The organism is Amycolatopsis iheyensis, assembly GCF_024703995.1.
GTDB classification, from domain to species: Bacteria; Actinomycetota; Actinomycetes; order Mycobacteriales; family Pseudonocardiaceae; genus Amycolatopsis; species Amycolatopsis iheyensis.
This window is the reverse complement of sequence record NZ_JAMXQV010000017.1, coordinates 112290-132505: the sequence shown is the minus strand read 5'-3', so window position 1 is coordinate 132505 and position 20216 is coordinate 112290. Positions and strand designations below refer to the sequence as shown.

General features: G+C 69.6%; 22 protein-coding genes. 6 read left to right on the top strand and 16 right to left on the bottom strand.

Going from position 1 to position 20216, the window contains the following annotated elements:
- Positions 1 to 115 precede the first annotated feature (115 nt).
- From M8542_RS29845 to M8542_RS29835, 3 genes are read right to left on the bottom strand one after another with little or no spacing between them, the layout of a single operon-like run.
- The gene (locus M8542_RS29845) at positions 116 to 937 is read right to left on the bottom strand and encodes a YceI family protein (RefSeq protein ID WP_257923592.1); all 822 of its coding nucleotides are present in this window, start codon (positions 935 to 937) and stop codon (positions 116 to 118) included.
- Entirely contained in the window at positions 934 to 3522 is a 2589-nt protein-coding gene (locus M8542_RS29840; RefSeq protein WP_257923591.1) for an MFS transporter, read from the bottom strand. Before M8542_RS29840 ends, M8542_RS29845 begins: the two co-directional genes overlap by 4 nt.
- Entirely contained in the window at positions 3519 to 4049 is a 531-nt protein-coding gene (locus M8542_RS29835; RefSeq protein WP_257923590.1) for a MarR family winged helix-turn-helix transcriptional regulator, read from the bottom strand. The genes M8542_RS29840 and M8542_RS29835 overlap by 4 nt, the downstream gene beginning before the upstream one ends.
- Before the next feature lie 260 nt (positions 4050 to 4309).
- On the opposite strand from M8542_RS29835, the gene M8542_RS29830 reads away from it, so the two are divergent.
- Positions 4310 to 4735, top strand: a complete 426-nt coding sequence (locus M8542_RS29830; RefSeq protein WP_257923589.1) for a PPOX class F420-dependent oxidoreductase — start codon at positions 4310 to 4312, stop codon at positions 4733 to 4735.
- A gap of 57 nt (positions 4736 to 4792) precedes the next feature.
- Positions 4793 to 6184, top strand: a complete 1392-nt coding sequence (locus M8542_RS29825) for an FAD-binding oxidoreductase (protein WP_257923588.1) — start codon at positions 4793 to 4795, stop codon at positions 6182 to 6184.
- 112 nt (positions 6185 to 6296) lie between these two features.
- Here M8542_RS29825 and M8542_RS29820 read toward each other — a convergent pair whose 3' ends face one another.
- The 4 genes from M8542_RS29820 to M8542_RS29805 form a co-directional block, all read right to left on the bottom strand.
- On the bottom strand, positions 6297 to 7001 hold the full coding sequence (locus tag M8542_RS29820; RefSeq protein WP_257923587.1) for a DedA family protein: 705 nt from the start codon (positions 6999 to 7001) through the stop codon (positions 6297 to 6299).
- A gap of 45 nt (positions 7002 to 7046) precedes the next feature.
- Positions 7047 to 7403 carry a hypothetical protein gene (locus M8542_RS29815; protein ID WP_257923586.1) on the bottom strand — a complete coding sequence of 119 codons (357 nt, stop codon included), beginning with the start codon at positions 7401 to 7403 and terminating at the stop codon, positions 7047 to 7049.
- A gap of 24 nt (positions 7404 to 7427) precedes the next feature.
- Positions 7428 to 8579 (bottom strand): N-acetylglucosamine-6-phosphate deacetylase, encoded by a 1152-nt coding sequence (gene nagA / locus M8542_RS29810; protein WP_257923716.1) that lies wholly within the window; start codon positions 8577 to 8579, stop codon positions 7428 to 7430.
- A 91-nt stretch (positions 8580 to 8670) separates the two neighbouring features.
- On the bottom strand, positions 8671 to 9243 hold the full coding sequence (locus tag M8542_RS29805; RefSeq protein ID WP_199191266.1) for an RNA polymerase sigma factor: 573 nt from the start codon (positions 9241 to 9243) through the stop codon (positions 8671 to 8673).
- A gap of 189 nt (positions 9244 to 9432) precedes the next feature.
- On the opposite strand from M8542_RS29805, the gene M8542_RS29800 reads away from it, so the two are divergent.
- A complete protein-coding gene (locus tag M8542_RS29800; protein WP_257923585.1) occupies positions 9433 to 9717 on the top strand; it encodes a YciI family protein in 285 nt (94 codons plus the stop codon).
- On the opposite strand, the gene M8542_RS29795 is transcribed toward M8542_RS29800, so the two are convergent.
- The 6 genes from M8542_RS29795 to M8542_RS29770 all read right to left on the bottom strand — a co-directional run bounded on the left by M8542_RS29795 (position 9712) and on the right by M8542_RS29770 (position 15534).
- Entirely contained in the window at positions 9712 to 10650 is a 939-nt protein-coding gene (locus M8542_RS29795) for a PDR/VanB family oxidoreductase (RefSeq protein WP_257923715.1), read from the bottom strand. The two genes, M8542_RS29800 and M8542_RS29795, sit on opposite strands and share 6 nt — an antisense overlap.
- Positions 10651 to 10754: 104 nt before the next feature.
- Positions 10755 to 11612, bottom strand: coding sequence for a metal-dependent hydrolase (locus M8542_RS29790; protein ID WP_257923584.1), 858 nt, complete (start codon positions 11610 to 11612; stop codon positions 10755 to 10757).
- The gene (locus M8542_RS29785) at positions 11609 to 13081 is read right to left on the bottom strand and encodes a flavin-containing monooxygenase (protein ID WP_257923583.1); all 1473 of its coding nucleotides are present in this window, start codon (positions 13079 to 13081) and stop codon (positions 11609 to 11611) included. Before M8542_RS29785 ends, M8542_RS29790 begins: the two co-directional genes overlap by 4 nt.
- Positions 13082 to 13162: 81 nt before the next feature.
- On the bottom strand, positions 13163 to 13636 hold the full coding sequence (locus M8542_RS29780) for a pyridoxamine 5'-phosphate oxidase family protein (protein ID WP_257923582.1): 474 nt from the start codon (positions 13634 to 13636) through the stop codon (positions 13163 to 13165).
- A 2-nt stretch (positions 13637 to 13638) separates the two neighbouring features.
- Positions 13639 to 14550 (bottom strand): SDR family oxidoreductase, encoded by a 912-nt coding sequence (locus M8542_RS29775; RefSeq protein WP_257923581.1) that lies wholly within the window; start codon positions 14548 to 14550, stop codon positions 13639 to 13641.
- 81 nt (positions 14551 to 14631) lie between these two features.
- Complete coding sequence (locus M8542_RS29770; protein WP_257923580.1) at positions 14632 to 15534, bottom strand: aldo/keto reductase; 903 nt, start codon at positions 15532 to 15534, stop codon at positions 14632 to 14634.
- A gap of 72 nt (positions 15535 to 15606) precedes the next feature.
- Here M8542_RS29770 and M8542_RS29765 point away from each other — a divergent pair, with 72 nt between their 5' ends.
- Both M8542_RS29765 and fbaA read left to right on the top strand, forming a co-directional pair.
- On the top strand, positions 15607 to 16431 hold the full coding sequence (locus M8542_RS29765) for an LLM class F420-dependent oxidoreductase (protein ID WP_257923579.1): 825 nt from the start codon (positions 15607 to 15609) through the stop codon (positions 16429 to 16431).
- Positions 16432 to 16585: 154 nt separating this feature from the next.
- Positions 16586 to 17617 carry a class II fructose-bisphosphate aldolase gene (gene fbaA, locus M8542_RS29760; RefSeq protein ID WP_257923578.1) on the top strand — a complete coding sequence of 344 codons (1032 nt, stop codon included), beginning with the start codon at positions 16586 to 16588 and terminating at the stop codon, positions 17615 to 17617.
- 54 nt (positions 17618 to 17671) lie between these two features.
- Here the strand turns inward: fbaA and M8542_RS29755 are convergent, their stop codons facing one another.
- From M8542_RS29755 to M8542_RS29745, 3 genes are read right to left on the bottom strand one after another with little or no spacing between them, the layout of a single operon-like run.
- A complete protein-coding gene (locus M8542_RS29755) occupies positions 17672 to 18076 on the bottom strand; it encodes a type II toxin-antitoxin system VapC family toxin (RefSeq protein ID WP_257923577.1) in 405 nt (134 codons plus the stop codon).
- Positions 18069 to 18347, bottom strand: a complete 279-nt coding sequence (locus M8542_RS29750) for a type II toxin-antitoxin system Phd/YefM family antitoxin (protein WP_257923576.1) — start codon at positions 18345 to 18347, stop codon at positions 18069 to 18071. The genes M8542_RS29755 and M8542_RS29750 overlap by 8 nt, the downstream gene beginning before the upstream one ends.
- A complete protein-coding gene (locus M8542_RS29745) occupies positions 18344 to 19543 on the bottom strand; it encodes a hypothetical protein (RefSeq protein WP_257923575.1) in 1200 nt (399 codons plus the stop codon). The genes M8542_RS29750 and M8542_RS29745 overlap by 4 nt, the downstream gene beginning before the upstream one ends.
- 231 nt (positions 19544 to 19774) lie before the next feature.
- Here M8542_RS29745 and M8542_RS29740 point away from each other — a divergent pair, with 231 nt between their 5' ends.
- Entirely contained in the window at positions 19775 to 20185 is a 411-nt protein-coding gene (locus tag M8542_RS29740) for a DUF3151 domain-containing protein (protein ID WP_257923574.1), read from the top strand.
- The last annotated feature ends 31 nt before the right edge of the window (positions 20186 to 20216 follow it).

The window sequence follows — 20216 nt, the reverse complement described above, 5'->3', positions numbered from 1 at the left end:
CCCAGGTGAACGGGCCACGGCGAACGGTCGAATCGAACGCACCGGGATATTCAGGATCCACGAACGGTGAAGGCCCCCTCACCAGCGGTGAGAGGGCCTTCGTTGACCGAAAACCTCAGAACTGCGGCAGCGATTCGCCTTGCACCGCTTCGATGTCCAGCTCGACCTTCACGGTCGTGCCGACCGCCGCCACCCCGGCCCGGACCATCGCGCTGTAGTTGATCGCGAAGTCGTTCCGGTGCAAGGTCGTCTCGGCGTGGAACGCGACGCGCACGCCACCCCACGGGTCCGGGCCCCAGCCGCCGTAGCTCAGCTCCAGCTCGATCTCGCGGCGCTCGCCGTGCAGCGTCAGCTCGCCCAGCAGCGTCCACGAGTCGACGCCACGCTGGCGCAGCCCCGTGCTCGTGAACGTGATCACCGGGTGCACGTCGACGTCGAGGAAGTCCGCCGAGCGCAAGTGGTCGTCGCGCATCCGGATGCCGGTGTCGATGGTCGCCGCCTTGATCTCGGCGTGCACCGACGACCGCTCGGCCGGGCGGCCGATCTCGATCCGGCCGGACACGTCCGGGAACCGCGCCTTGATGCTCGCGATGCCCAGGTGCCGGGCGGTCGCGACCACCGACGAGTGCATCGGGTCGATCACCCACGGCCCGGCGGGCGGCAGGTCGATCGCCTCGGCGACCGGGGCCAGCACGACGTCGCCGAGCGAGCCGGAGCCGTCCGAGGCGACCTGCGTCATCCGGGCGATCGGCGTGTAGCCGGCCGCCGTGACGACCGCGGTGTAGGTGCCCGCCGGGAGGGCGTCGGTGACGACCTCCCCGCGGACGTCGGCCGCCTGCCGGGCGACCTGCCGCCCGGCCGGGTCGGTGACGGTCAGCACCGCGTGCTCCACCGCCCAGCCCTCGGCCGTGCGGAAGGTCGCGCGCAGGCCGGTCATGACCGGTCGACCAGCTCGTCGAGGGCCTGGTCGTAGCTCAGGCGGACGTCGTGGCCCGCTTCGCCGCCGGTGAGCTCCACCTGGCTGGTCGCCGGCGGGTAGCCGCTCGCGACCACGGTGTACGCGCCCGCGGGCAGGTCGCTGACCAGGTAGCGGCCTTCGCTGTCGGTCCGGGCCACGGCCGCGACGTTGCCTTCGGCGTCGAGCACGGTGATCCGCGCGTCCGGGACGACCCGGTCGCCTTCGGTCCGCGCGACGCCGCCGAGCTGCACCGAACTGGACAGCTCGACGTCGTGGCGCAGCACGCCGCTGTCCGGCACGGTCAGCGTCACCGCGACGGGCCGGTAGCCGTTGCCGCTCGCGACCAGGGTGTACGCCCCGGCGCCGACCCCGACGAAGGCGTACGTGCCGTCCGCGGTCGTGATGAACGCGCCGTTCACCTCGCCCCGGCCGTCGGTCAGCGTCACGGTCACGTTCGCCAGCGGGGAGCCGGTCACGGCCGCCCGCACGGTGCCGGTCAGCTCACCGGAGCCGGTCAGCGTGACGTCGACCGTCGCCGGCCCGTTGCTGATCACGACGCTGGACGCCTGCGGCTGGTGGCCGTGGGCCGACACGATGAGCACGTACGCGCCCGGGCCCTGGCTGGGCACCGAGTAGCTGCCGTCCGCGGCGCCGGTGGCCCGCGCGACCTGGCGGCCGCGCTGGTCGATCAGCGTGAGCGCGGCACCCGAAACGTGCGTGCCGTCCTGGCGCCGGACGTGCCCGGTCACGGGCACGCCGCCCGCTCCGACGGGGGTGTCCAGCTCGGCGTTCGCGACGGAGTTGGTGACCGCCATCGGCAACGCGCCCGACACGGCCTGGTAGTCGCCGTGCCCGTTGGTGCTCAGTGCGTGCTTCCCGCCGCCGACCAGGGCCGGCTCGCGGTCGACCGGCGTGACCGGCTCGACGATCTCGGTGGGCTCGTCGGTGAAGTCGTGCTCGTCCGCCTCGAGCAGCGCCTCGCCGCCCTCCATGGCCGCCGCGGCCGGGGCCGCGTTGGTCAGCGGGATCTCCTTCATGAACAGCAGCACGACCGTGGCCAGCAGCGCCACCGCGCCCGCGATGTAGAAGACCGTGGTGATCGACTCGGTGAAGCCGATCAGCACCGGGGTCCGGATCGCCTCGGGCAGGCTCTGGATGTTGCTGGTGTTCTCGGACAGGTTGCCGATGCCGGCGCCGGCGCCGGCGGGCAGCTTGCCGCCGAACGCCTTGGTGATGTTCGGGAGCAGGGTGTTGAACAGGACCGTCAGGAAGATCGCGACACCGGCGGTACCACCGATCTGGCGGAAGAACGTCGCCGACGCGGTCGAGACGCCCATGTCGCTGCGCGGGCCCGCGTTCTGCACCGCGATGATCAGCGTCTGCATGCACTGGCCGAGGCCGAGACCGATGATGGCGGCCGCGACCAGCGGGTGCCACAGCGGCGAGTCGTACTTGACCTGCGCGAAGAAGAACGCGCCACCGGCGATCAGGATCGTGCCGACGATCGGGAAGATCTTGTAGCGCCCGGTCTTCCCGGTGAGCCGGCCCGACACGATCGAGCTGGTCATGATGCCCGCCATCAGCGGCAACATCAGCAGCCCGGACTCGGTCGGCGTGTAGCCCTGCACGACCTGCATGAACTGCGGGATCATCGTGATCGCGCCGAACATCGCGACACCGACGATGATGCCGCCGATGATCGCCACGGTGAACGTCGAGTTCTTGAACAGCCGCAGCGGGATCAGCGCGGCGTCCTTCATCAGCTTCTCGACCAGGATGAACGCGATGACGCCGACGCCACCCACGACGTAGCAGAGGATGGCCTTGCCGTCCCCCCAGCCCCACTTCTGGCCCTGCTCGGCGACGATCAGGAACGGCACGACCGCGACGACCAGCGTCAGCGCGCCCCACCAGTCGATCTTGTGCTCGTGGCGCTGGTGCGGCACGTTCAGGACCTTGGCCACGACGAACAGCGCGATGATGCCGATCGGGACGTTGATCAGGAAGACCCAGCGCCAGCCGTGCAGGCCGGCCAGGTTGTCGATGCCGGCGAAGAAGCCGCCGAGCACCGGGCCGAGCACGGTCGACAGGCCGAACACGGCCAGGATGTAACCCTGGTACTTCGCGCGTTCACGCGGCGGCACGATGTCGCCGAGGATGGTCATGGCCAGCGACATCAGACCGCCGGCGCCGAGGCCCTGCACCGCGCGGAACGCGGCCAGCTCGTACATCGACGTCGAGAAGGTCGACGCGGCGGAGCCGGCGACGAAGATGCCGATCGCGGCCAGGTAGAACGGCTTGCGGCCGTAGATGTCGGAGAGCTTGCCGTAGATCGGCGTGACGATCGTCGAGGTGATCAGGTACGCCGTGGTCGCCCACGCCTGCAGGTCGAAGCCGTGCAGGTCGTTGGCGATCTTGACGATCGACGTGCCGACGATCGTCTGGTCCAGCGCGGCGAGGAACATGCCGCACATCAGGCCGCTCAAGATCGTGACGATCTGGCGGTGGCTCAGCCGAGGTGGTTCCTTCACCTCGACCGGAGCCGCTTCGGTGGTGGTGCTCATGCGTTGGCCCCCTTGGCCGGTGCACCGGCGGACGCCTGGGCGTCGGCCAGCTGTGGAGAGTGGTTCTCGATACCTGTGTTGAGCCGGCCGAAGAGCCGGTTGAGGGTCTGGATTTCCCCGTCCGTCCAGTCCCCGAGCACTTCGGCCAGCCAGTGGTTGCGCTGCTTGCGGTTCTCTTCGAACACCCGCATGCCCTCGGCCGTCGGCGCGAGGAGGCAGGCCCGCCCGTCTTCGGGGTCGGCCTGGCGCTCGACCAGGCCGTGCTGCACCAGGGAGCTCGACTGCCGGCTGATCGTGGAGATCTCGGAGTGGAGCGACTCGGCGAGCCGGCTGGTGCGTTGCGGGCCCTCGTGGATGAGGGTGAAGAGGATCGCGTAGGCCGCCCGCTCGATCCCGTCGGGACCCTGCTTGGACACCTGCGACTTCGCCTTGTTGATCAGGCGGACCAGGCGCACGAGCTCGTGGCCGAGCTGGTCGGCGAGGTCGAGTTCGGCCGTGGGCCGGGTGGCGGAGCTGTTCGGTGCCATGCTGGATCCTTCACGCGGGCGAGGCGTTGGTTGGCGGCTGCAACTAGTTGCCTACGGCAAGGATGTGCCTTCACGGACAGTTGTGCAAGCCATGAGCTGCCCGATGTGTCACAACACACTTTAGTTGCCCAATGCAAGCAGATTTCCGCGCCCCCGTTCGTCCTTTTTGTTGCGCTATGTGGGGCTGATCAGCACTTTCGAGTGAGCCGGATACCCGCCCGGGGCCGGAACAAAGCGGGCCATCCGGGGTTGAAAGGGGTATGACCGACGACACAGCGCTGAAGGACTTCCTCGCCACGCACCGCCACGGCGTCCTGGCCACGATCCGCCGCGACGGGCGGCCCCAGCTGTCCACGATCACGCACCTGTACGACGCGGAGTCGGGCACGATCATCGCGTCGATCACCGAGACGCGGGCGAAGACGAAGAACATGCGCCGCGATCCCCGCGTCACCTACCACGTGGGCAGCGAGGACGGCTGGAGCTACGTCGTCGCCGAGGGGCAGGCGTCGCTCACCCCGCCGGCGGCGTCACGGGACGACGAGACGGTCGAGGCACTCGTCGACTACTACCGCCGGGCGGCCGGCGAGCACCCCGACTGGGACGAGTACCGCGACGCGATGGTCAGCGACCAGCGCGTGCTGCTGCGGGTGCACGTCGACAAGCTGCTGGGACTGGTCCGGTAGGGGCGGTTTTGAAATAGAAGTTCCGCAGTGCGGACTAGCCGGGCTTACGATGAGGCCATGAGCGACGAAGCTTTGGTCACCCGGCTCCGCGACCTGATCGGCAAGAGCGCCGTGCTCACCGACACCGACGTCACCGCGTCCTACGCGCGCGACATGATGCCGCTGGCGCCGTCCGGCCGGCCCCTCGCGGTGGCGCTGCCGGCGAACGTCGAGGAGGTGCAGGCCGTCGTCAAGGCCTGTGCCGAGGCCGGGGTGCCGATCGTGCCGCGCGGGGCGGGCAGTGGCCTCTCCGGCGCCGCGAACGCCATCGACGGCTGCGTGACGCTGTCGCTGACCAAGCTGAACGAGATCGTCGAGATCGACCCGGGCAACCGGCTGGCCGTCGTGCAGCCGGGCGTCGTCAACCTCGATTTCCGCAACGCCGTCGAGAAGCACGGGCTGTTCTACCCGCCGGACCCGTCGAGCTACGACTGGTGCACGATCGGCGGCAACCTGTCGACGAACGCCGGCGGGCTCTGTTGCGTGAAGTACGGCGTCACGACGGACTCGGTGCTCGGCCTCGAGGTCGTCCTGGCCGACGGCTCCCTGCTCAAGACCGGCCGGCGGACGGTGAAGGGCGTGGCCGGGTACGACCTGGCCCGGCTGTTCGTGGGCAGCGAAGGCACGCTGGGCGTCATCACGCAGGCGACGGTCCAGCTGAAGCCGCTGCCCCAGGCCCCGGCGACGCTCGTCGCGGGCTTCACGACGACCGAGGCCGCGGGCGAGGCGGTGGCGCGGATCGTGCGGGAAGGCCTGGTGCCGTCACTGCTGGAGATCATGGACGCGTCGTCGATCAAGGCGTCCGAGACGTACCTGAAGACGGACCTGGGCGCGGGCTCGGACTGCCAGGCGCTGCTGCTGGGCCAGTCGGACGCGGGCGGCGAGGTGGCCCGCCGCGAGCTGGCGGCGATCGAGCAGATCTGCACCGACTGCGGCGCGGACCTGGCGTACACGACCGAGGACCTCGAAGAGGGCCGGATGCTGCTGCAGGCCCGCCGGGTGGTGCTGACGGCGCTGGAGACGTACGGCCTGTGGCTGACCGACGACGTGTGCGTCCCGCGCACGCGCATCGCGGAGCTGATCCGCGGCTGCGAGAAGATCAGCGCGGAGGTCGGCCTGCGCATCGCGGTGGTGGGCCACGCGGGCGACGGCAACATGCACCCGACGATCGTCTACCAGCCCGACGACCCGGACGAGTTCGCCCGCGCGCAGAAGGCGTTCGACGCGATCCTCGAGGTCGGGCTGTCCCTGGGCGGGACGGTGACCGGTGAGCACGGGGTCGGGAAGATCAAGCGGGAGTGGCTGGAGCGCGAGATCGGGCCGGTGGGGATGCGGGTGCACCGGCAGATCAAGGCGGCGCTGGACCCGGAGAACCTGTTCAACCCGGGCTCGATGTTCTCGATGACCTGAACCACGCCGACAGGGGTCCCCTCCCGGGGGACCCCTGTTTTCACGTTACCGCGAGGGTCCGACAAAAGGGCCCCACCGCCGACCGGTGGGGCCCTTCCCGTGGAGCAAAACCTCAGTCCCGCACCCGCGGGATGCGCTGGGTGACCTCGGGATCGGTCTCGACGCCGGCGTTCTTCTTCTCGCGCCGCGCCTTCAGGTACTCCAGCGCGATCGGCACCACCGACACCAGCACGATGAGCACGAAGATCGCGTCGACGTTGTTCGCGATGAACGGCACTCCGCCGAGCAGCGAGCCCAGCACCGTGATGCCCGCGGCCCACAGGATGCCGCCGATCACCGTGTACGTGAAGTAGCGCTTCGGGTCCATGCGGCCGATGCCCGCGATCCACGTGATGAACGTCCGGACGAACGGCACGAACCGGGCCAGGACCACCGCCTTGGGACCGTGCTTCTCCAGGAACTCGTGCGTCTTGTCGACGTACTCCTGCTTGAAGATCTTCGAGTCCGGCCGGTTGAACAGCTTGGGTCCGGCGAAGTAGCCGATGTAGTACCCGACCACGTTGCCGAGCAGCGCCGCGACCGTCACCAGCACGCACACCAGCCACAGCGGGGCGTGCAAGGTCTTGTTCGCGATGAACAGCCCGGCCGTGAACAGCAGGGAGTCACCGGGCAGCACCGGGAAGATGCTGCTCTCGATGAAGATGATCAGGCACAGCACCGCGATGACCGGCACTGTCAGACCGCTCAGCAGGTGCTGCGGGTCCAGCCATGACGGCAGCAGCGACATCGTGTTGACCGTGCTCTGGGCGAGAATCACCTCAAAAACGGTACAGGGTCACCCTGAGTCGTTACTGAGACCCGGTCAGACCAGCGTGAGCAAGCCCACCACGGACCCCGCGGCCAGGCCCAGCAGCACCGCCAGCAGCAGGATCCAGTACGCGGGCAGCTGCGCCGACGGGCGCGGTGGCGGCGGCGGCGTGTAGGCCGTCGGGGCTTCGGCGACCGGGTCCAGTGCCGCGCGCTCGCGCTCCAGCGAGTCCGCGCTCGCCCCGGACAGCAGCCCGTACGCCGACGGCAGCTCGTTGATCGCGCTGGTCGGGACGGCGTCCGTGCCCGGCTCGGGGGTGCGAGCCGGCGCCGGGGACGCCGAAGGGGCGAAGACCGCCTGCGCGCGAAGGGCGTCCGCCAGCAACTGCTCGGGGTCCTTCGGCTCGCTCATCTCCGCCCAATTCGCTCGTCCGTATCAGGTACTCAAGGTAGCCGTACCCACCTCGGCGACCCACTCACCCCGGCGCAGCACCTTCGCGGGCCGCAGGTCCTGGTCGAGGACCACGATGTCGGCCACGTACCCCTGGCACAGCATGCCGGTGTGATCGGCGATGCCGAGCAGCTCGGCGGGCCGTTGCGACGTCGCGTGCACCGCGTCGAGGATGCCGAGTTTCGCACCCCGGACCAGATTGCGGAAGGCGGTGTCCATCGTCAGGGTGCTGCCGGCCAGCGAGCCGTTGTCCGCGAGCGTCGCGACGCCGTCGTGGACGTCCACCTCGAGGCGGCCCAGCGTGTAGCGGCCGTCGGCGGCGTCGGTCGCCGACATCGCGTCCGTGATCAGCACCGTGCGGTTGCGGCCCGCGTGCTTCGCGGCCAGCCGGACCACCGTCGGGTGCAGGTGGACCAGGTCGCAGATGAGCTCGATCGTGATGCGCTCGTCGTCGAGCAGGGCCCCGACCGGGCCCGGCTCGCGGTGGTGCAGCGGCCGCATGCCGTTGAACAGGTGCGTCGCCACGGAAGCACCCGCGTCGATGGCCGGCAGCAGCTGCTCCTCGACGCCGTCGGTGTGCCCGATGGCGGCGATGACGCCCGATTCGGCGAGCTGCCGGACGGCCTTGACGCCGCCGTGCAGCTCGGGGGCGATGGTGACCATCCGGATCGCGCCCTGGCCCGCGCGCAGGAGCTTCTCGACCGTCCCGGTGTCCGGTTCGAGCAGCGTCTCCGGGTCGTGCGCCCCGCAGCGGGCCTTCGAGATGAACGGCCCCTCCAGGTGGATGCCCGCGACCTCGCCGTCCTGGACGATTTCACGCAGCGCGGCCACCTGGTCACGCAGGATGTCGACCGGGTCGGAGACCAGGCTGGCGAGCATGGTCGTGGTGCCGTGACGGCGGTGCGCTCGCACCGCCGTCAGGAGCTCCTCCGGATCGAGGGAGGTGAACGAAGCACCTCCCCCGCCGTGGCAGTGGGTGTCGACGAACCCTGGCACGACCAATGCCCCGCCGACGTCGACGTGTTCGCCCGACGGCGGGTTCCCGGAACCCACGCCGGCGATCCGCCCGTCGGAGACGGCTACCCAGCCGTCATCGAGTACACGGTCCGGGGCGGCGACCCGGCCGCCCATGATCACGAAATCTCCGGCGCCTCTCACGCACCCCAGCATATATTGGTCTGGACCAAGCATGGTGATACGACTCAGTGATCGGAATGGTCCACCCGGGTCACTGTGGGGCCTGCATGGCCTTCTGGAGTGCCTCGAGCGCCCGGCTGGCGGTCGACTTAACGGTACCCTTGGAAATGCCTGCGGCCTCAGAGATTTCGGCCTCGCTCAGCCCACCGTAGTAACGCAGCACCAGCACTTCGCGCTGGCGGGGCGGCAGCTTGGACAGCGCGCTGACCACGGCCTGGTGCTCGCTGGAGAGCATCGCGAGGCTCTCGGCGGAGCGCGCGTTGACCGCGTGCGGCGGCACGTACTCGCGGGCGGTCTTGCGCCGGCGCAGCACGCTGCGCGACCCGTTGACCACCGCGGTGCGCAGGTAGCCGACGGCGGCCGCGGCGTCCCGCAGGCGCCCCCAGTTGCGATGCAGGCCGGTGAAGGCCTCCTGGACGACGTCTTCCGCGGTCGCGGGCTCGTCGACCAGCAGAATCGCCAGCCGGACCAGCCGCATGCGGTGCTGGCGGTAGAGGTCTTCGAGGGTCAGCGGTGTCGGCGCCTGCGCCGGGGCCGGACCGTCCATCACCCGCAGGTGGCCGAGGGTCGCCTCGACACTGCGTTCCGCATTGCCCTCGAGCATGAACCCCTGCCTGTCCTCGACCCCGGTTTGCACGGTGCGTCGCGTCAGCAGGCTCCCGGTATTCACAGCGTTCACACAGCTACTGACGCACGCCCAGCCTATCGGGTTGGCTTGCCGTCGCCACAGATCGGCTGCCGCGACACGGGTAGGTTCGGACGCGTACCGCCCGCGCGACCCCGGAGAGCCCCCATGGCCTGGTTCCTCGTCGAAATCACCTACGTCCAGGAAAAGATGCCGGACGTCCGGCCTCGGCACCGCGAATTCCTCCGGAACCTGGCCGCCGAGGGACGGGTTGCGGTCGCCGGGCCGCTCGGCGACGGCTCCGGCGGCCTGACGCTCTACCAGGCCGACGACGAAGCGCACCTCAAGGAGACGATCGACCAGGACCCCTACCTCCTGGAGGGCGTCGTCGCGGAACGGACGATCCGCGAGTTCAAGCCGGTCATCGGCGCCTGGCTGCCCCAGGGGTCATAGGTCGAGCACCGCGGTGCCGCGGTCGACGCAGATCCGCGTCGACCCGCCGTCGGCCGTCGGCACCGCGCAGGTCCCGCAGAAGCCCTGGCGGCACGAATAGGGCGTGCCCGGCCGGGCTTCGAGCAGGACGTCGAGGGCACTCCGGTCGGCCGGGACTTCGAAGACTTGCCCTGACCTGCGTAAAGTCAGCTGGAACGGCTCGCCGGCGACGATCGGCGGCGGGGCGAACCGCTCGAAGTGCACGGCTTTCGCGCCGGTCAGCGCCAGGTCGACGCGGACGCCGGTGATCATCGGCACCGGACCGCAGCAGTACACCGCGGCCCCTTCGGGCAGATCTTCCAGCAGTTCCGCGCCCGAGGCCGGGATGCCGTACTCGGTGTCCGGGCGGATCCGGACGCGGTCGTCGTCCGGCAGTTCGTCGAGGAACGGCATCGACTCGCGGCTGCGGCCGGTGTAGACCAGCCGCCAGTCCGCGCCCATCGCGGCGGCGTGGCGGACCATCGGCAGGATCGGCGTGATCCCGATGCCGCCGGCGATGAACCGGAACGGCCCGGCGCCGACGAACGGGAACGCCGTCCGCGGGCCGCGCACGGTCACCCGCGTGCCGGGCGTGAGCGTGTGGACCTCGGCCGACGCGACGCCGATCTTGCGCACGGCGATCCGGTAATGATCCTTTTCGGACGGATCGCCACACAGCGAGTACTGCCGGACCAGGCCCGATGGCAGCACGAGGTCGAGGTGCGCGCCCGGTCGCCAGCCCGGCAGCGGCGCGCCGTTCGCCAGCCGCAGGCTCACGACCCCCTCGGCTTCGGACCGCACCTCTTCGACCACCAGGTGCAGGTTCCGGTCCACGGCACGCACCGGCGGCCGCCGCCGCCCACTGAATCCCGACATCCGGCGATAAGCGCCCACAACACCGACCAAAGTGGACATCAGCAGGTCGGTCCGGCCGCTCCCGTCCAGCCGGGCCGGCCGGCCGAGAGCGGAGCTTTCACGTGAAAGCTCCGCGCCCAGGTCGCCGCTTTCACGTGAAAGCGTCACTCCGCCGCCCGGGCGGCCGGGGAACTCGCCAGGTACGCCACCGCCTGCTCGGTGTTCCCCGTCTCGGTCGGGTGGTAGGTCTTCCGGAAGTACGGCCGGATCTCCCGCAGCAGCTGGCGTCCGGTCGGCAGCAGTCCCCGCTTTGCCGCCCGGCGATAACCCCGCAGCGAAGCGCGGCCTGGCCGGGTCGGATCGTTATGCATCAGATATCGCGTGCCTCGGGAAAACACCCACGCCAGCACCGGCGTCACCGCCGCCATGCTGCGCACGCGTCGCGTGTACCGCCCGTCGAGGTGCATGAAGAGGTCGAACGCGACCGACCGGTGTTCGACCTCCTCGGCGCCGTGCCAGCGCAGCAGGTCGAGCATCACCGGGTCGGCGTCGACGTCCTCCAGCGGTGCGTCGAGCACCCACTGGCCGAGGAACGCCGTGTAGTGCTCGATCGCGGCGATGATCCCCAGCCGTTCGACCAGCCACTCCTCGGCCGCGCGGCCGGTCAGGTCGCGGTCGCCGAGCAGCTTCCGGAACAGCCACTCCATCTGCGCGATGAACGGCCGCACCGGCACGCCGGCGGCTTCGAGGTGCGCCGCCGCGCCGTCGTGCGCCTGCGCGTGCACCGCTTCCTGGCCGATGAAGCCGAGGACGTCCGCCTTGAGCCGCTCGTCGCGGATCAGCGGCACCGCCTGCTTGAACACCTCGACGAACCAGCGTTCGCCTTCCGGCAGCGCCAGGTGCAGGACGTTGATCGTGTGCGTGGCCTGCGGCTCACCGGGGATCCAGTGCATCGGCAGCGCCGCCCAGTCGAACTTCACGTCCCGCGCGTGCAGGACGAGCTGCTCGTCCTCGGCGGTCATGACGAGCGGCCGGACAGCTCGTAGTCGGCCGGGTCGACCTTGCGCGTCTCGAGCCAGTAGCGCCAGGTGAAGCCGGGCCAGATCGTCCGGTTGACGCCCTTCGCGTCGAGGTACCAGCTCTTGCAGCCGCCCTGCGTCCAGACGCCCTTGACCAGCTTGTCCTGAATGTCCCGCTGGAACTTCTCCTGCACGCTCGGCCGGACGTCGAGCGCGGCGGCGTCGCGGGAGTCGGCGAGCTTGATCGCGTCGACGACGTACCGCGACTGCGACTCGATCATGAACACGACGGAGTTGTGGCCCAGCGCGGTGTTCGGGCCGAGCAGGAAGAACAGGTTCGGGAAGCCGGACACCGTGATGCCCTTGTGCGTGTGCATCCCCGCGGCCGCCCACTCCTTGGCGAGGTCGCGGCCGTCGACGCCGGTGATGTCGAGGTACTCGAGTGCGTCGGTGACCTTGAAGCCGGTGCCGTAGATGATCGCGTCGACCTCGTGCTCGACGCCGGCGGCGTCGACGATTGAGTGCGCCTTGACCTCCTTGACGCCGGCGGTGTTCACGTCGACGTTCGCCCGGCCGAGCGCCGGGTAGTAGTCGTTGGAGATCAGGACGCGCTTGCAGCCCATCGTGTAGTCCGGCGTGACCTTCTTGCGCAGCGCGCGGTCCTGGATGCCCTTTGCGATGTTGCGCTTCGCGATCAGCTCGCCTGCCTTCATGATCGCCGGGTGGCCGTTGAAGCCGATGGCCCGCGCTTCGAGCAGCCAGTACAGCGCGTTGCGGTAGAGGCGCTGGGTGCCGGGCACGCGCTTGAACAGCGTCTGCGCCCACGACGGCATCGCGTGATCGGGCTTCGGCATGATCCACGGCGGCGTCCGCTGGAAGAGCGTCAGCTCGGCGACGTCCGGGGCGATCTTCGGGACGAACTGGACCGCGCTGGCGCCGGTGCCGACGACCGCGACCTTCTTGCCGCGCAGGTCGTACTCGTGGTTCCACTGCGCCGAGTGCCAGGTCTGGCCCTTGAACTTCGCGATCCCGGGCAGCTCGGGGACCTGCGGGATGTGCAGGCCGCCGACGCCGGAGACGAGGAACTGCGCGACGAACTCGCGGCCGTCCTTCGTGGTCGCCGTCCAGCGGCGTTCGCCCTCGTCCCAGTGCGCGCCGGTGAGCTCGACGCCGAACCGGATCTTCTCGCGCAGCCGGTACTTGTCCGCGACGCCCTTGAGGTAGTCGAAGATCTCCGGCTGCGGCGAGAACGACCGCGACCAGCCCGGGTTCTGCTCGTAGGAGAACGAGTACATGTGCGACTGCACGTCGCACGCGCACCCGGGGTAGGAGTTGTCGCGCCAGGTGCCACCCACCTCGGTGGCCTTCTCCAGGATCACGTAGTCCCGGATGCCGGCCTTTTCGAGCTGGATCGCCTGGCCGAGCCCGGAAAACCCGGTGCCCACGATCACGACCTTGAACCGCTCGGTCATCTGTCGGCCTCCGCTGCGTCGAGTTGGCTGCCCAGATGACGTTACCTCAGGTAACAGTTACTTGGAAGTACTACCTACCGATCAGTATGTCCCGCCGAGCTTGGTGTGGTCCCAGCTGACGATCTTCGTCGGGTGGAAGATCAGGCCGATCCGTTTCGGGGCCTGACCTGCGATGAAGGCGCTCAGCTCGGCCGGGACGGGGGCGCCGGGCTTGGCGCCGGCGTAGCGCTGCATGAGCGTGATCCCCATCCGGGTGACTTCTTCGGTGTCCTCGACGAGCTGGACGTCGGCCTCGAGTGAGACGCCACGGAGCTTCTCGTAGCTGTCGCCGTCCTCGATGAGCACCGTCGCCTCCGGCAGGCGCCGGAGGTTCTTCGCCTTCTGCGAGGTGCCGTACGTCCAGGTCGCGACGCCGTCCTCGTGCGGGAAGTACCAGAGCGGCGCGAGGTGCGGGCGGCCGTTCGGGCCGACGCTGGCGACGTTGATGACCTTCTGCTCATCGAAGTACGCGCGCACTTCGTCCTCGGTCATCCGGATCTGGTCGCGACGGGACATCTTCACCCCTTGGTGGCGGCCCGGCCGCCGTGGCCGGTGACCGCCGACTCGAACGCGCCGCGCGCCTCGATGTCGGCCAGCGCGGCCTTGTCCGCCGAAGGTACCCGGCTGCGGGAGCCGATTTCGATGATCGGCGGCAGGAACGCGCGGAGCAGCTTGAGCCCGCCGACCCAGCGCGGCACGTGGATGGTCCGGGCGCGCTTGAGGATGCCGGCTTCGAGGTCGTCCAGCGCGGTGTCGAGCGGGTAGGTCTTGCCGATCAGGCCCGGCATCGACGCGCGGAGCTTGCCGAACACCGGGTGCGCGTCGGCGCTCTCGACCAGGTCGGTGCGGATCCACGTCGGGTGCGCGACGCCGACCTTGACGCCCAGGTGCGCGACCTCGGCGCGGAGGCTGTTGGCGAAGGCTTCGACGCCGGCCTTGGCGGCGGCGTAGTTGGCCATGCCCGGCGCGTGCGTGATCGCGGCGAGGCTGGAGATGGCCACCAGGTAGCCCTTGCGCTCGATGACGTGCGGGAGCGTGACGCGGAACGTCCGCCAGACGCCGAGCAGGTCGACCTCGATGACCTTCTCGAACGCGGCGCGGTCGACCGAGCGGACGAAGCCCGCGGTCGCGATGCCGGCGTTGGCGATGACGATGTCGATCCCGCCGAAGTGCGCGACGACGCCCTTGGTGGCGGCTTCGAGCGCGTCCCAGCTGGTGACGTCGGCTTCCCAGGCGTGCGCGTTCGGGCCGATCCGGTCGGCGACCTTCTGCTGCTCCTCGGCTTCGAGCCCGACGAGGGCGACCTTCGCGCCGCGCGCGGCGAGCCGCTCGGCCAGGCCGGCGCCGATGCCGCGGGCGGCGCCGGTGATCAGCACGACCTTGCCGTCGACCTTCTTGGTGCCGCTCAGCAGCGAAAACGGGTTGGCCACGGTGCCCTCCTAGACGTCACTTGAGGGCACCGTACCCCAACTTACCCAAAGTAAGCTACCCAAGAGTAGGCGGCACTTTCCCTACGAAAGTGACGCTACTTCGTCTGGAGTCAGGGTGAGGGAGACCGAGGCGATGAGGTCGGCCAGCTGCTCGGTGGTCCGGGCGCTGGCGATCGGCGCGGCGACCGTCGGCTGCTGCCGCAGCCAGGCGATGGCCACCGCGGCGACCGAAGCGCTGTGCGCCTTCGCCACCTCGTCCAGCACGGCCAGGACGCGCTCGCCGCCGTTGTCCAAATAGGACTCCGCGCGGGCGGCCCGCGGGCTGTCGGTGACGTCGCCCTTCGTGCGGTACTTGCCGGTGAGAAAGCCCTTCGCCAGGGCGAAGTACGGCAGCGTGGCGAGGCCTTCGCGCTCGACGAGCGGGGCGAGGTCACGCTCGTAGCCGCGCTCGACGAGGTTGTAGTGCGGCTGCAGCACGGCGTACCGGGCGAGCCCGTTCTGGTCCGAAATGGACAGTGCCTCGGCGAGCCGTTCGGCGGTGTAGTTGGACGCGCCGAGGTGGCGCACCTTGCCCGCGCGGACCAGCGCGTCGAACGCGCTCAGCGTCTCCTCCAGCGGGGTGCCGGTGTCGTCGATGTGCGCGTAGTAGAGGTCGATGTGGTCGGTCTTGAGCCGGCGCAACGAGTCCTCGGCCGCGGCCTGGATGTTCTGCGCGCTCAGGCCCGGCCGGCGGTCCCAGCCGCCGACCTTGGTCGCGACCACGACGTCGGCCCGGTTGCCGCGGGCGGCCAGCCAGTTCCCGAGGATCTCCTCGGACCGGCCGCCCCCGCCGTAGAGGTCGGCGGTGTCCACGAAGTTGCCACCGGCCGCGGCGTAGGCGTCGAGCACGGCGAAGGACTGCGGCTCGTCCGCCGTCCAGCCGAAGACGTTGCCGCCGAGGTTGAGGCCGTAGACGTCGAGGTCGGTGTTGCCCAGCTTGGTCATGGTTCCGACGTTAGTCTTCCCGCGTAGTGGGAGCCGGGAGGAAAATCCGTACTTCGTGCGTTGGAGTGTTCCATGGCTATCGAACTGGGCAAGCTCGGGATCTGGCGGTACCACGCGAACGTCGACGCGAAGTTCGCGGCGGAAGCGGAGAAGCTCGGCTACGGGGCGATCTGGCTGGGCGGCTCACCCAGCGGCGACGACCTCGCGTCGGTGGACGGCATCCTGGAAGCGACGGACTCGCTGGTCATCGCGACCGGCATCGTGAACATCTGGCAGGACGAGCCGGCCGACGTCGCCCGCGTGTACGAGCGCATCGCGGCGAAGTACCCGGACCGCTTCCTGCTGGGCGTCGGCGCGGGCCACCGCGAAGCGACGAAGGAGTACAAGAAGCCGTACGCGGCGCTGGTCGAGTACCTGGACGGCCTGGACGCGGCTGGTGTGCCGGTTTCCGGGCGGGCGCTCGCGGCGCTGGGCCCGAAGGTGGTTTCGTTGTCCGGTTCGCGCACGGCGGGCGCGCACCCGTACCTGACGACGCCGGAGCACACCCGCTCGACACGCGAGATCCTCGGCGCGGGGCCGCTGCTGGCGCCGGAGCACAAGGTCGTCTTGTCGACTGACGCCGCGGAGGCGCGCGCGATCGGCCGGAACACGGTGAAGTACTACCTCGGGCTGTCGAACTACGTCGCCAACCTGCGGAAACTGGGCTTCTCGGACGAGGACCTCGCAGGAGAGGGCAGCGACCACCTGGTGGACGCGCTGGCCCTCCACGGCGATGCTTCCACGGTGGCTCGCGGGCTGGCGGCCCATCTGGACGCGGGGGCGGACCAGGTGGTCGTCCAGGTGCTGAACGAGGACCCGTGGCCCGGCTACCGCGCGCTGGCCGCCGAGCTGCTGTGATCTCCGTCCGGCCGCCGGCGCGCCCGGCGGCCGGACGCACCCCTTTCTGAACCGATCCCACGTGCGGAAAAGTTTCTGCGCGGGGACCGGTGTGCGGCGGCGGTACACCTCGTACGATGCGGTCGGGACCCATCCCTGCCAAGGAGGAATACCGATGCCCATCGCGACCCCCGAGGTCTACGCGGAGATGCTGGACCGGGCGAAGGCGAACGAGTTCGCCTACCCGGCCATCAACGTGACCTCGTCCGAGACCGTGAACGCCGCCATCCGCGGGTTCGCCGAGGCGGAGAGCGACGGGATCATCCAGTTCTCCACCGGCGGCGCGGAGTTCGCGTCGGGCCAGAAGGTCAAGGACATGGTCGTCGGCGCGACCGCGCTCGCCGAGTTCGCCCAGGTCGTGGCCGCGAAGTACGGCGTGAACGTGGCGCTGCACACCGACCACTGCCCGAAGGACAAGCTGGACGGCTTCGTCCGCCCGCTGATCGAGATCTCGGCCGAGCGCGTCAAGAACGGCCAGAACCCGCTGTTCCAGTCCCACATGTGGGACGGCTCGGCGATCGACCTCGACGAGAACCTCGAGATCGCGTCGGAGCTGCTGGCCAAGACGGCGGCGGCGAAGATCATCCTCGAGGTCGAGATCGGCGTCGTCGGCGGCGAAGAGGACGGCGTCGAGGCGGAGATCAACGAGAAGCTGTACACCGCCGAGGGCGACTTCCTGAAGACGATCGACGCCCTGGGCGACGGCAACCGCGGCCGCTACCTGCTGGCCGCGACGTTCGGCAACGTCCACGGCGTGTACAAGCCGGGCAACGTGAAGCTCCGCCCGGACGTCCTGAAGGGCGGCCAGGAGGCGGCGGCGAAGAAGCTCGGCCTGGACGCCGGCTCGAAGCCGTTCGAGCTGGTCTTCCACGGCGGCTCGGGCTCCCTCCCGGAGGAGATCCGCGAGGCGGTGTCGTACGGCGTGGTGAAGATGAACGTCGACACGGACACGCAGTACGCGTTCACGCGCCCGATCGTGGACCACTTCTTCAAGAACTACGACGGCGTGCTGAAGATCGACGGCGAGGTCGGCAACAAGAAGGTCTACGACCCGCGGTCGTACCTGAAGGCCGCTGAGGCCGGCATGGCTCAGCGTGTCGTGGAGGCTTGCCAGGCGCTCGGTTCGGCGGGCACGAAGCTGAAGTAGTCACGCGCGAAGGGGCGGCACTTTCGTAGGGAAAGTGCCGCCCCTTCGTCGTGTTCAGACCTCGACGACTTCGAGCAGGCTCTCGAGGCCGCGGAAGTCCTTCGCGTTGCGGGTGTACAGCGGCAGGCCGTGCACGGAGGCGATCGCGGCGATCATCAAGTCCAGTTGCCGTGACCGCGGCGACCGTCCCGAGGCCAGGGTCAAGGCGACCATTGTGCCGTACCTCGCGGCTGCTTCACCGTCGAAAGGCAACGGATCGTATTCGACCAGTGCCGCACCCAGCTGCTCGGTCCGCACGGCCTTCTTCGCCGGATCCGTGGTCATTATGACGCCTTGGTGGAGCTCGGCCATGGTCACCGCGGTGACTTCTGGGAACTCCGGCAGCTTCGCCGGGTCCAGCCGGTCCATCTCGATGCAGGCGCAGGTGTCGAGCACGCCGGCGACGTGGCGTTCAGCCACGGGTGCGCTCCCACGGGTTGTCGTCGTCGCCGATGCGGCCTTCTCCGAAGAACTCGTCGGCCTCTCGACGCATCTCGGCTGCGTCTACCCTGGGCAGTCGCTTGTGGCGCTCCACCAGTTCTTCTGCGGTGAATCGGCGCCGCTGGGTGAGTGGTCGCAGCTCGGCGATCTCCACGCCGTTGCGCGTGACGTGGAAGGTCTCGCCGGCTTCGACGGCGTCCATGACCGCGGCGGAGCCATTGCGGAGTTCACGCTGGCTGATGATCTTCACGAAGCAAGTGTAGCACCCTGTGCTACGCCTGGATCTCGTCGCGCGGTCCACCGCCGGGAAGCCGGACCGGCCGCCGCCCACAGCGCGAACACCCCCACCAGCACCACCAAAGCCGTCCAGTACGCCACCGGTGGGGCCGACTCCGTGTGCGCGTCGCCCAGGACCCACGGGCGGAACTGCGACTGCACCCAGAACGCCCCGTACCCGAACGCCGTCACCAGCAGCGCACCCGCTCCGGCCCGAACCACCCCGATCCCGACAGTGAACGCCAGATCCACCGCGAGACCCACGAAGACCAGGTAGAACGGCACCGTCGACACCGGGAAGCCCAGCCAGAGCAGCAGCGGCCACATCACCGACCGGTACGCGACATAAGCCAAGGCGACAGAAGTCGCCGCCCAGCGGAAGCCCAAAGTGCGCCGCGCCAAAGCCAAGATCAACGCCATCACCCCGATGCCCCAAACCGGGTACACCCACGAAGGAATCGGCATCGTGAAGTGCAGGATCGCCGCGCGGTCGACCGGGTGGCCGATCTGGTTGGCCGCGAACGAAAGCAGCGACGGCTCGGCCTCCGGCGCCCCGCGTTCCCACGCGCGCAACCCCAGGATCCCGTACTCCTGCTGGCCGTTCGGGAAGAACGTGTTCTCCAGGAAGAACGCCCACAGCGCGAGCAGCACGCCCGTCCGGAAGCGGCCCGGTGGCGACAGCCGCAGCCAACCCAGCAGCACGCCCGCCTGCATGATGCCCGTGCCCAGGTACAACATCATGTGGGACGGGCTCCACGCGGTCAGGTCCAGGCCGTTGACGCGGTGGTTGATCACGTCCAGCGGCGCCGCCACCAGGAACACCAGCAGGCCGATCTGCATCAGCCGCAGTGAGCGGCGATCACACCCCAGGCCCGTGTAGCTGTGGATCGCCACCAGCACGACGATGATCACCGTGCCGACCGTGTTGATCAGGTGCGGGGGCGCCAGGTCGTCGCGTAGCCACATGAAGTGCCACGACATGTCCCACGACGAGCCGAGCAGCTTGAACGCGAACGCCGCCAGCCACATCCCGTAGCAGAACCGGAGCACCCAGTCCGGCGTCGGCTGCCCGGGGGCGCCGCGGTGCCAGTGCCGCGTGAAGAACAGCCGCGTCTTGCCCAGGGGGCTGCGCGGGATCACGTCCACCGGGACGTCGACTGCCTTGGCCATGCCGGACATCATGGCCGGTCATGGTCACGAGTGGGCCAAGAGCGTGGCAAAGGACGCGAAAATCGGGATTCACCCCTAAGGGTGGACGATTTGCGTTCGACGCGCGCGAGTTGGCAGGGTGTGCCGCCATGATGCCGAAACGAGTTGTGGCCGCCGTCCTGGTCGGCGCGCTGATCCTGGCCGGTGGCGGGGTGCTCGGAGCCCTTTTCTTCTGAGGGCAGAATGGGCGGCATGACGCACAACCTGCTCGGCCCCGAGCCGACGCTGCTGCCCGAGCACACCGCCGCCCAGGCCGCGCTCGACGCCGGGACCGACCCGGCCGCCGTCGCCGCCGAACACCCCGACTACAGCGAGGCGTGGGCTTCGCTCGCCGAGAAGGCCTTCGAGGCGGGTGAGACCGTCGCCGCGTACGCCTACGCGCGCACCGGGTACCACCGCGGGCTCGACCAGCTGCGTCGCGCCGGCTGGAAGGGCTTCGGCCCGGTGCCCTGGTCGCACCGCCCCAACCAGGGGTTTCTGCGTGCCCTCGCCGTGCTGGGAAAGGCCGCCGGGAAGATCGGCGAGACCGAGGAGTACGACCGCTGCCGGACGTTCCTCGCCGACTCCGACCCGGCCGCCGCGGAAGCCACCGGCCTCAAGTGACACCCGGCCTCGTGAGTGTTTAGGGCGGTTC

What these genes read in the sequence shown, in the direction of transcription:
- M8542_RS29795 (WP_257923715.1), bottom strand. Translation starts at nt 10,650, where the DNA reads ATGTCCACTTTGGTCGGTGTTGTGGGCGCTTATCGCCGGATGTCGGGA.
- M8542_RS29790 (WP_257923584.1), bottom strand. Translation starts at nt 11,612, where the DNA reads ATGACCGCCGAGGACGAGCAGCTCGTCCTGCACGCGCGGGACGTGAAG.
- M8542_RS29825 (WP_257923588.1), top strand. Translation starts at nt 4,793, where the DNA reads ATGAGCGACGAAGCTTTGGTCACCCGGCTCCGCGACCTGATCGGCAAG.
- M8542_RS29770 (WP_257923580.1), bottom strand. Translation starts at nt 15,534, where the DNA reads ATGACCAAGCTGGGCAACACCGACCTCGACGTCTACGGCCTCAACCTC.
- fbaA (WP_257923578.1), top strand. Translation starts at nt 16,586, where the DNA reads ATGCCCATCGCGACCCCCGAGGTCTACGCGGAGATGCTGGACCGGGCG.
- M8542_RS29765 (WP_257923579.1), top strand. Translation starts at nt 15,607, where the DNA reads ATGGCTATCGAACTGGGCAAGCTCGGGATCTGGCGGTACCACGCGAAC.
- M8542_RS29805 (WP_199191266.1), bottom strand. Translation starts at nt 9,243, where the DNA reads ATGCTCGAGGGCAATGCGGAACGCAGTGTCGAGGCGACCCTCGGCCAC.
- M8542_RS29780 (WP_257923582.1), bottom strand. Translation starts at nt 13,636, where the DNA reads ATGTCCCGTCGCGACCAGATCCGGATGACCGAGGACGAAGTGCGCGCG.
- M8542_RS29845 (WP_257923592.1), bottom strand. Translation starts at nt 937, where the DNA reads ATGACCGGCCTGCGCGCGACCTTCCGCACGGCCGAGGGCTGGGCGGTG.
- M8542_RS29840 (WP_257923591.1), bottom strand. Translation starts at nt 3,522, where the DNA reads ATGAGCACCACCACCGAAGCGGCTCCGGTCGAGGTGAAGGAACCACCT.
- M8542_RS29815 (WP_257923586.1), bottom strand. Translation starts at nt 7,403, where the DNA reads ATGAGCGAGCCGAAGGACCCCGAGCAGTTGCTGGCGGACGCCCTTCGC.
- M8542_RS29830 (WP_257923589.1), top strand. Translation starts at nt 4,310, where the DNA reads ATGACCGACGACACAGCGCTGAAGGACTTCCTCGCCACGCACCGCCAC.
- M8542_RS29740 (WP_257923574.1), top strand. Translation starts at nt 19,775, where the DNA reads ATGACGCACAACCTGCTCGGCCCCGAGCCGACGCTGCTGCCCGAGCAC.
- M8542_RS29800 (WP_257923585.1), top strand. Translation starts at nt 9,433, where the DNA reads ATGGCCTGGTTCCTCGTCGAAATCACCTACGTCCAGGAAAAGATGCCG.
- M8542_RS29835 (WP_257923590.1), bottom strand. Translation starts at nt 4,049, where the DNA reads ATGGCACCGAACAGCTCCGCCACCCGGCCCACGGCCGAACTCGACCTC.
- M8542_RS29745 (WP_257923575.1), bottom strand. Translation starts at nt 19,543, where the DNA reads ATGGCCAAGGCAGTCGACGTCCCGGTGGACGTGATCCCGCGCAGCCCC.
- M8542_RS29785 (WP_257923583.1), bottom strand. Translation starts at nt 13,081, where the DNA reads ATGACCGAGCGGTTCAAGGTCGTGATCGTGGGCACCGGGTTTTCCGGG.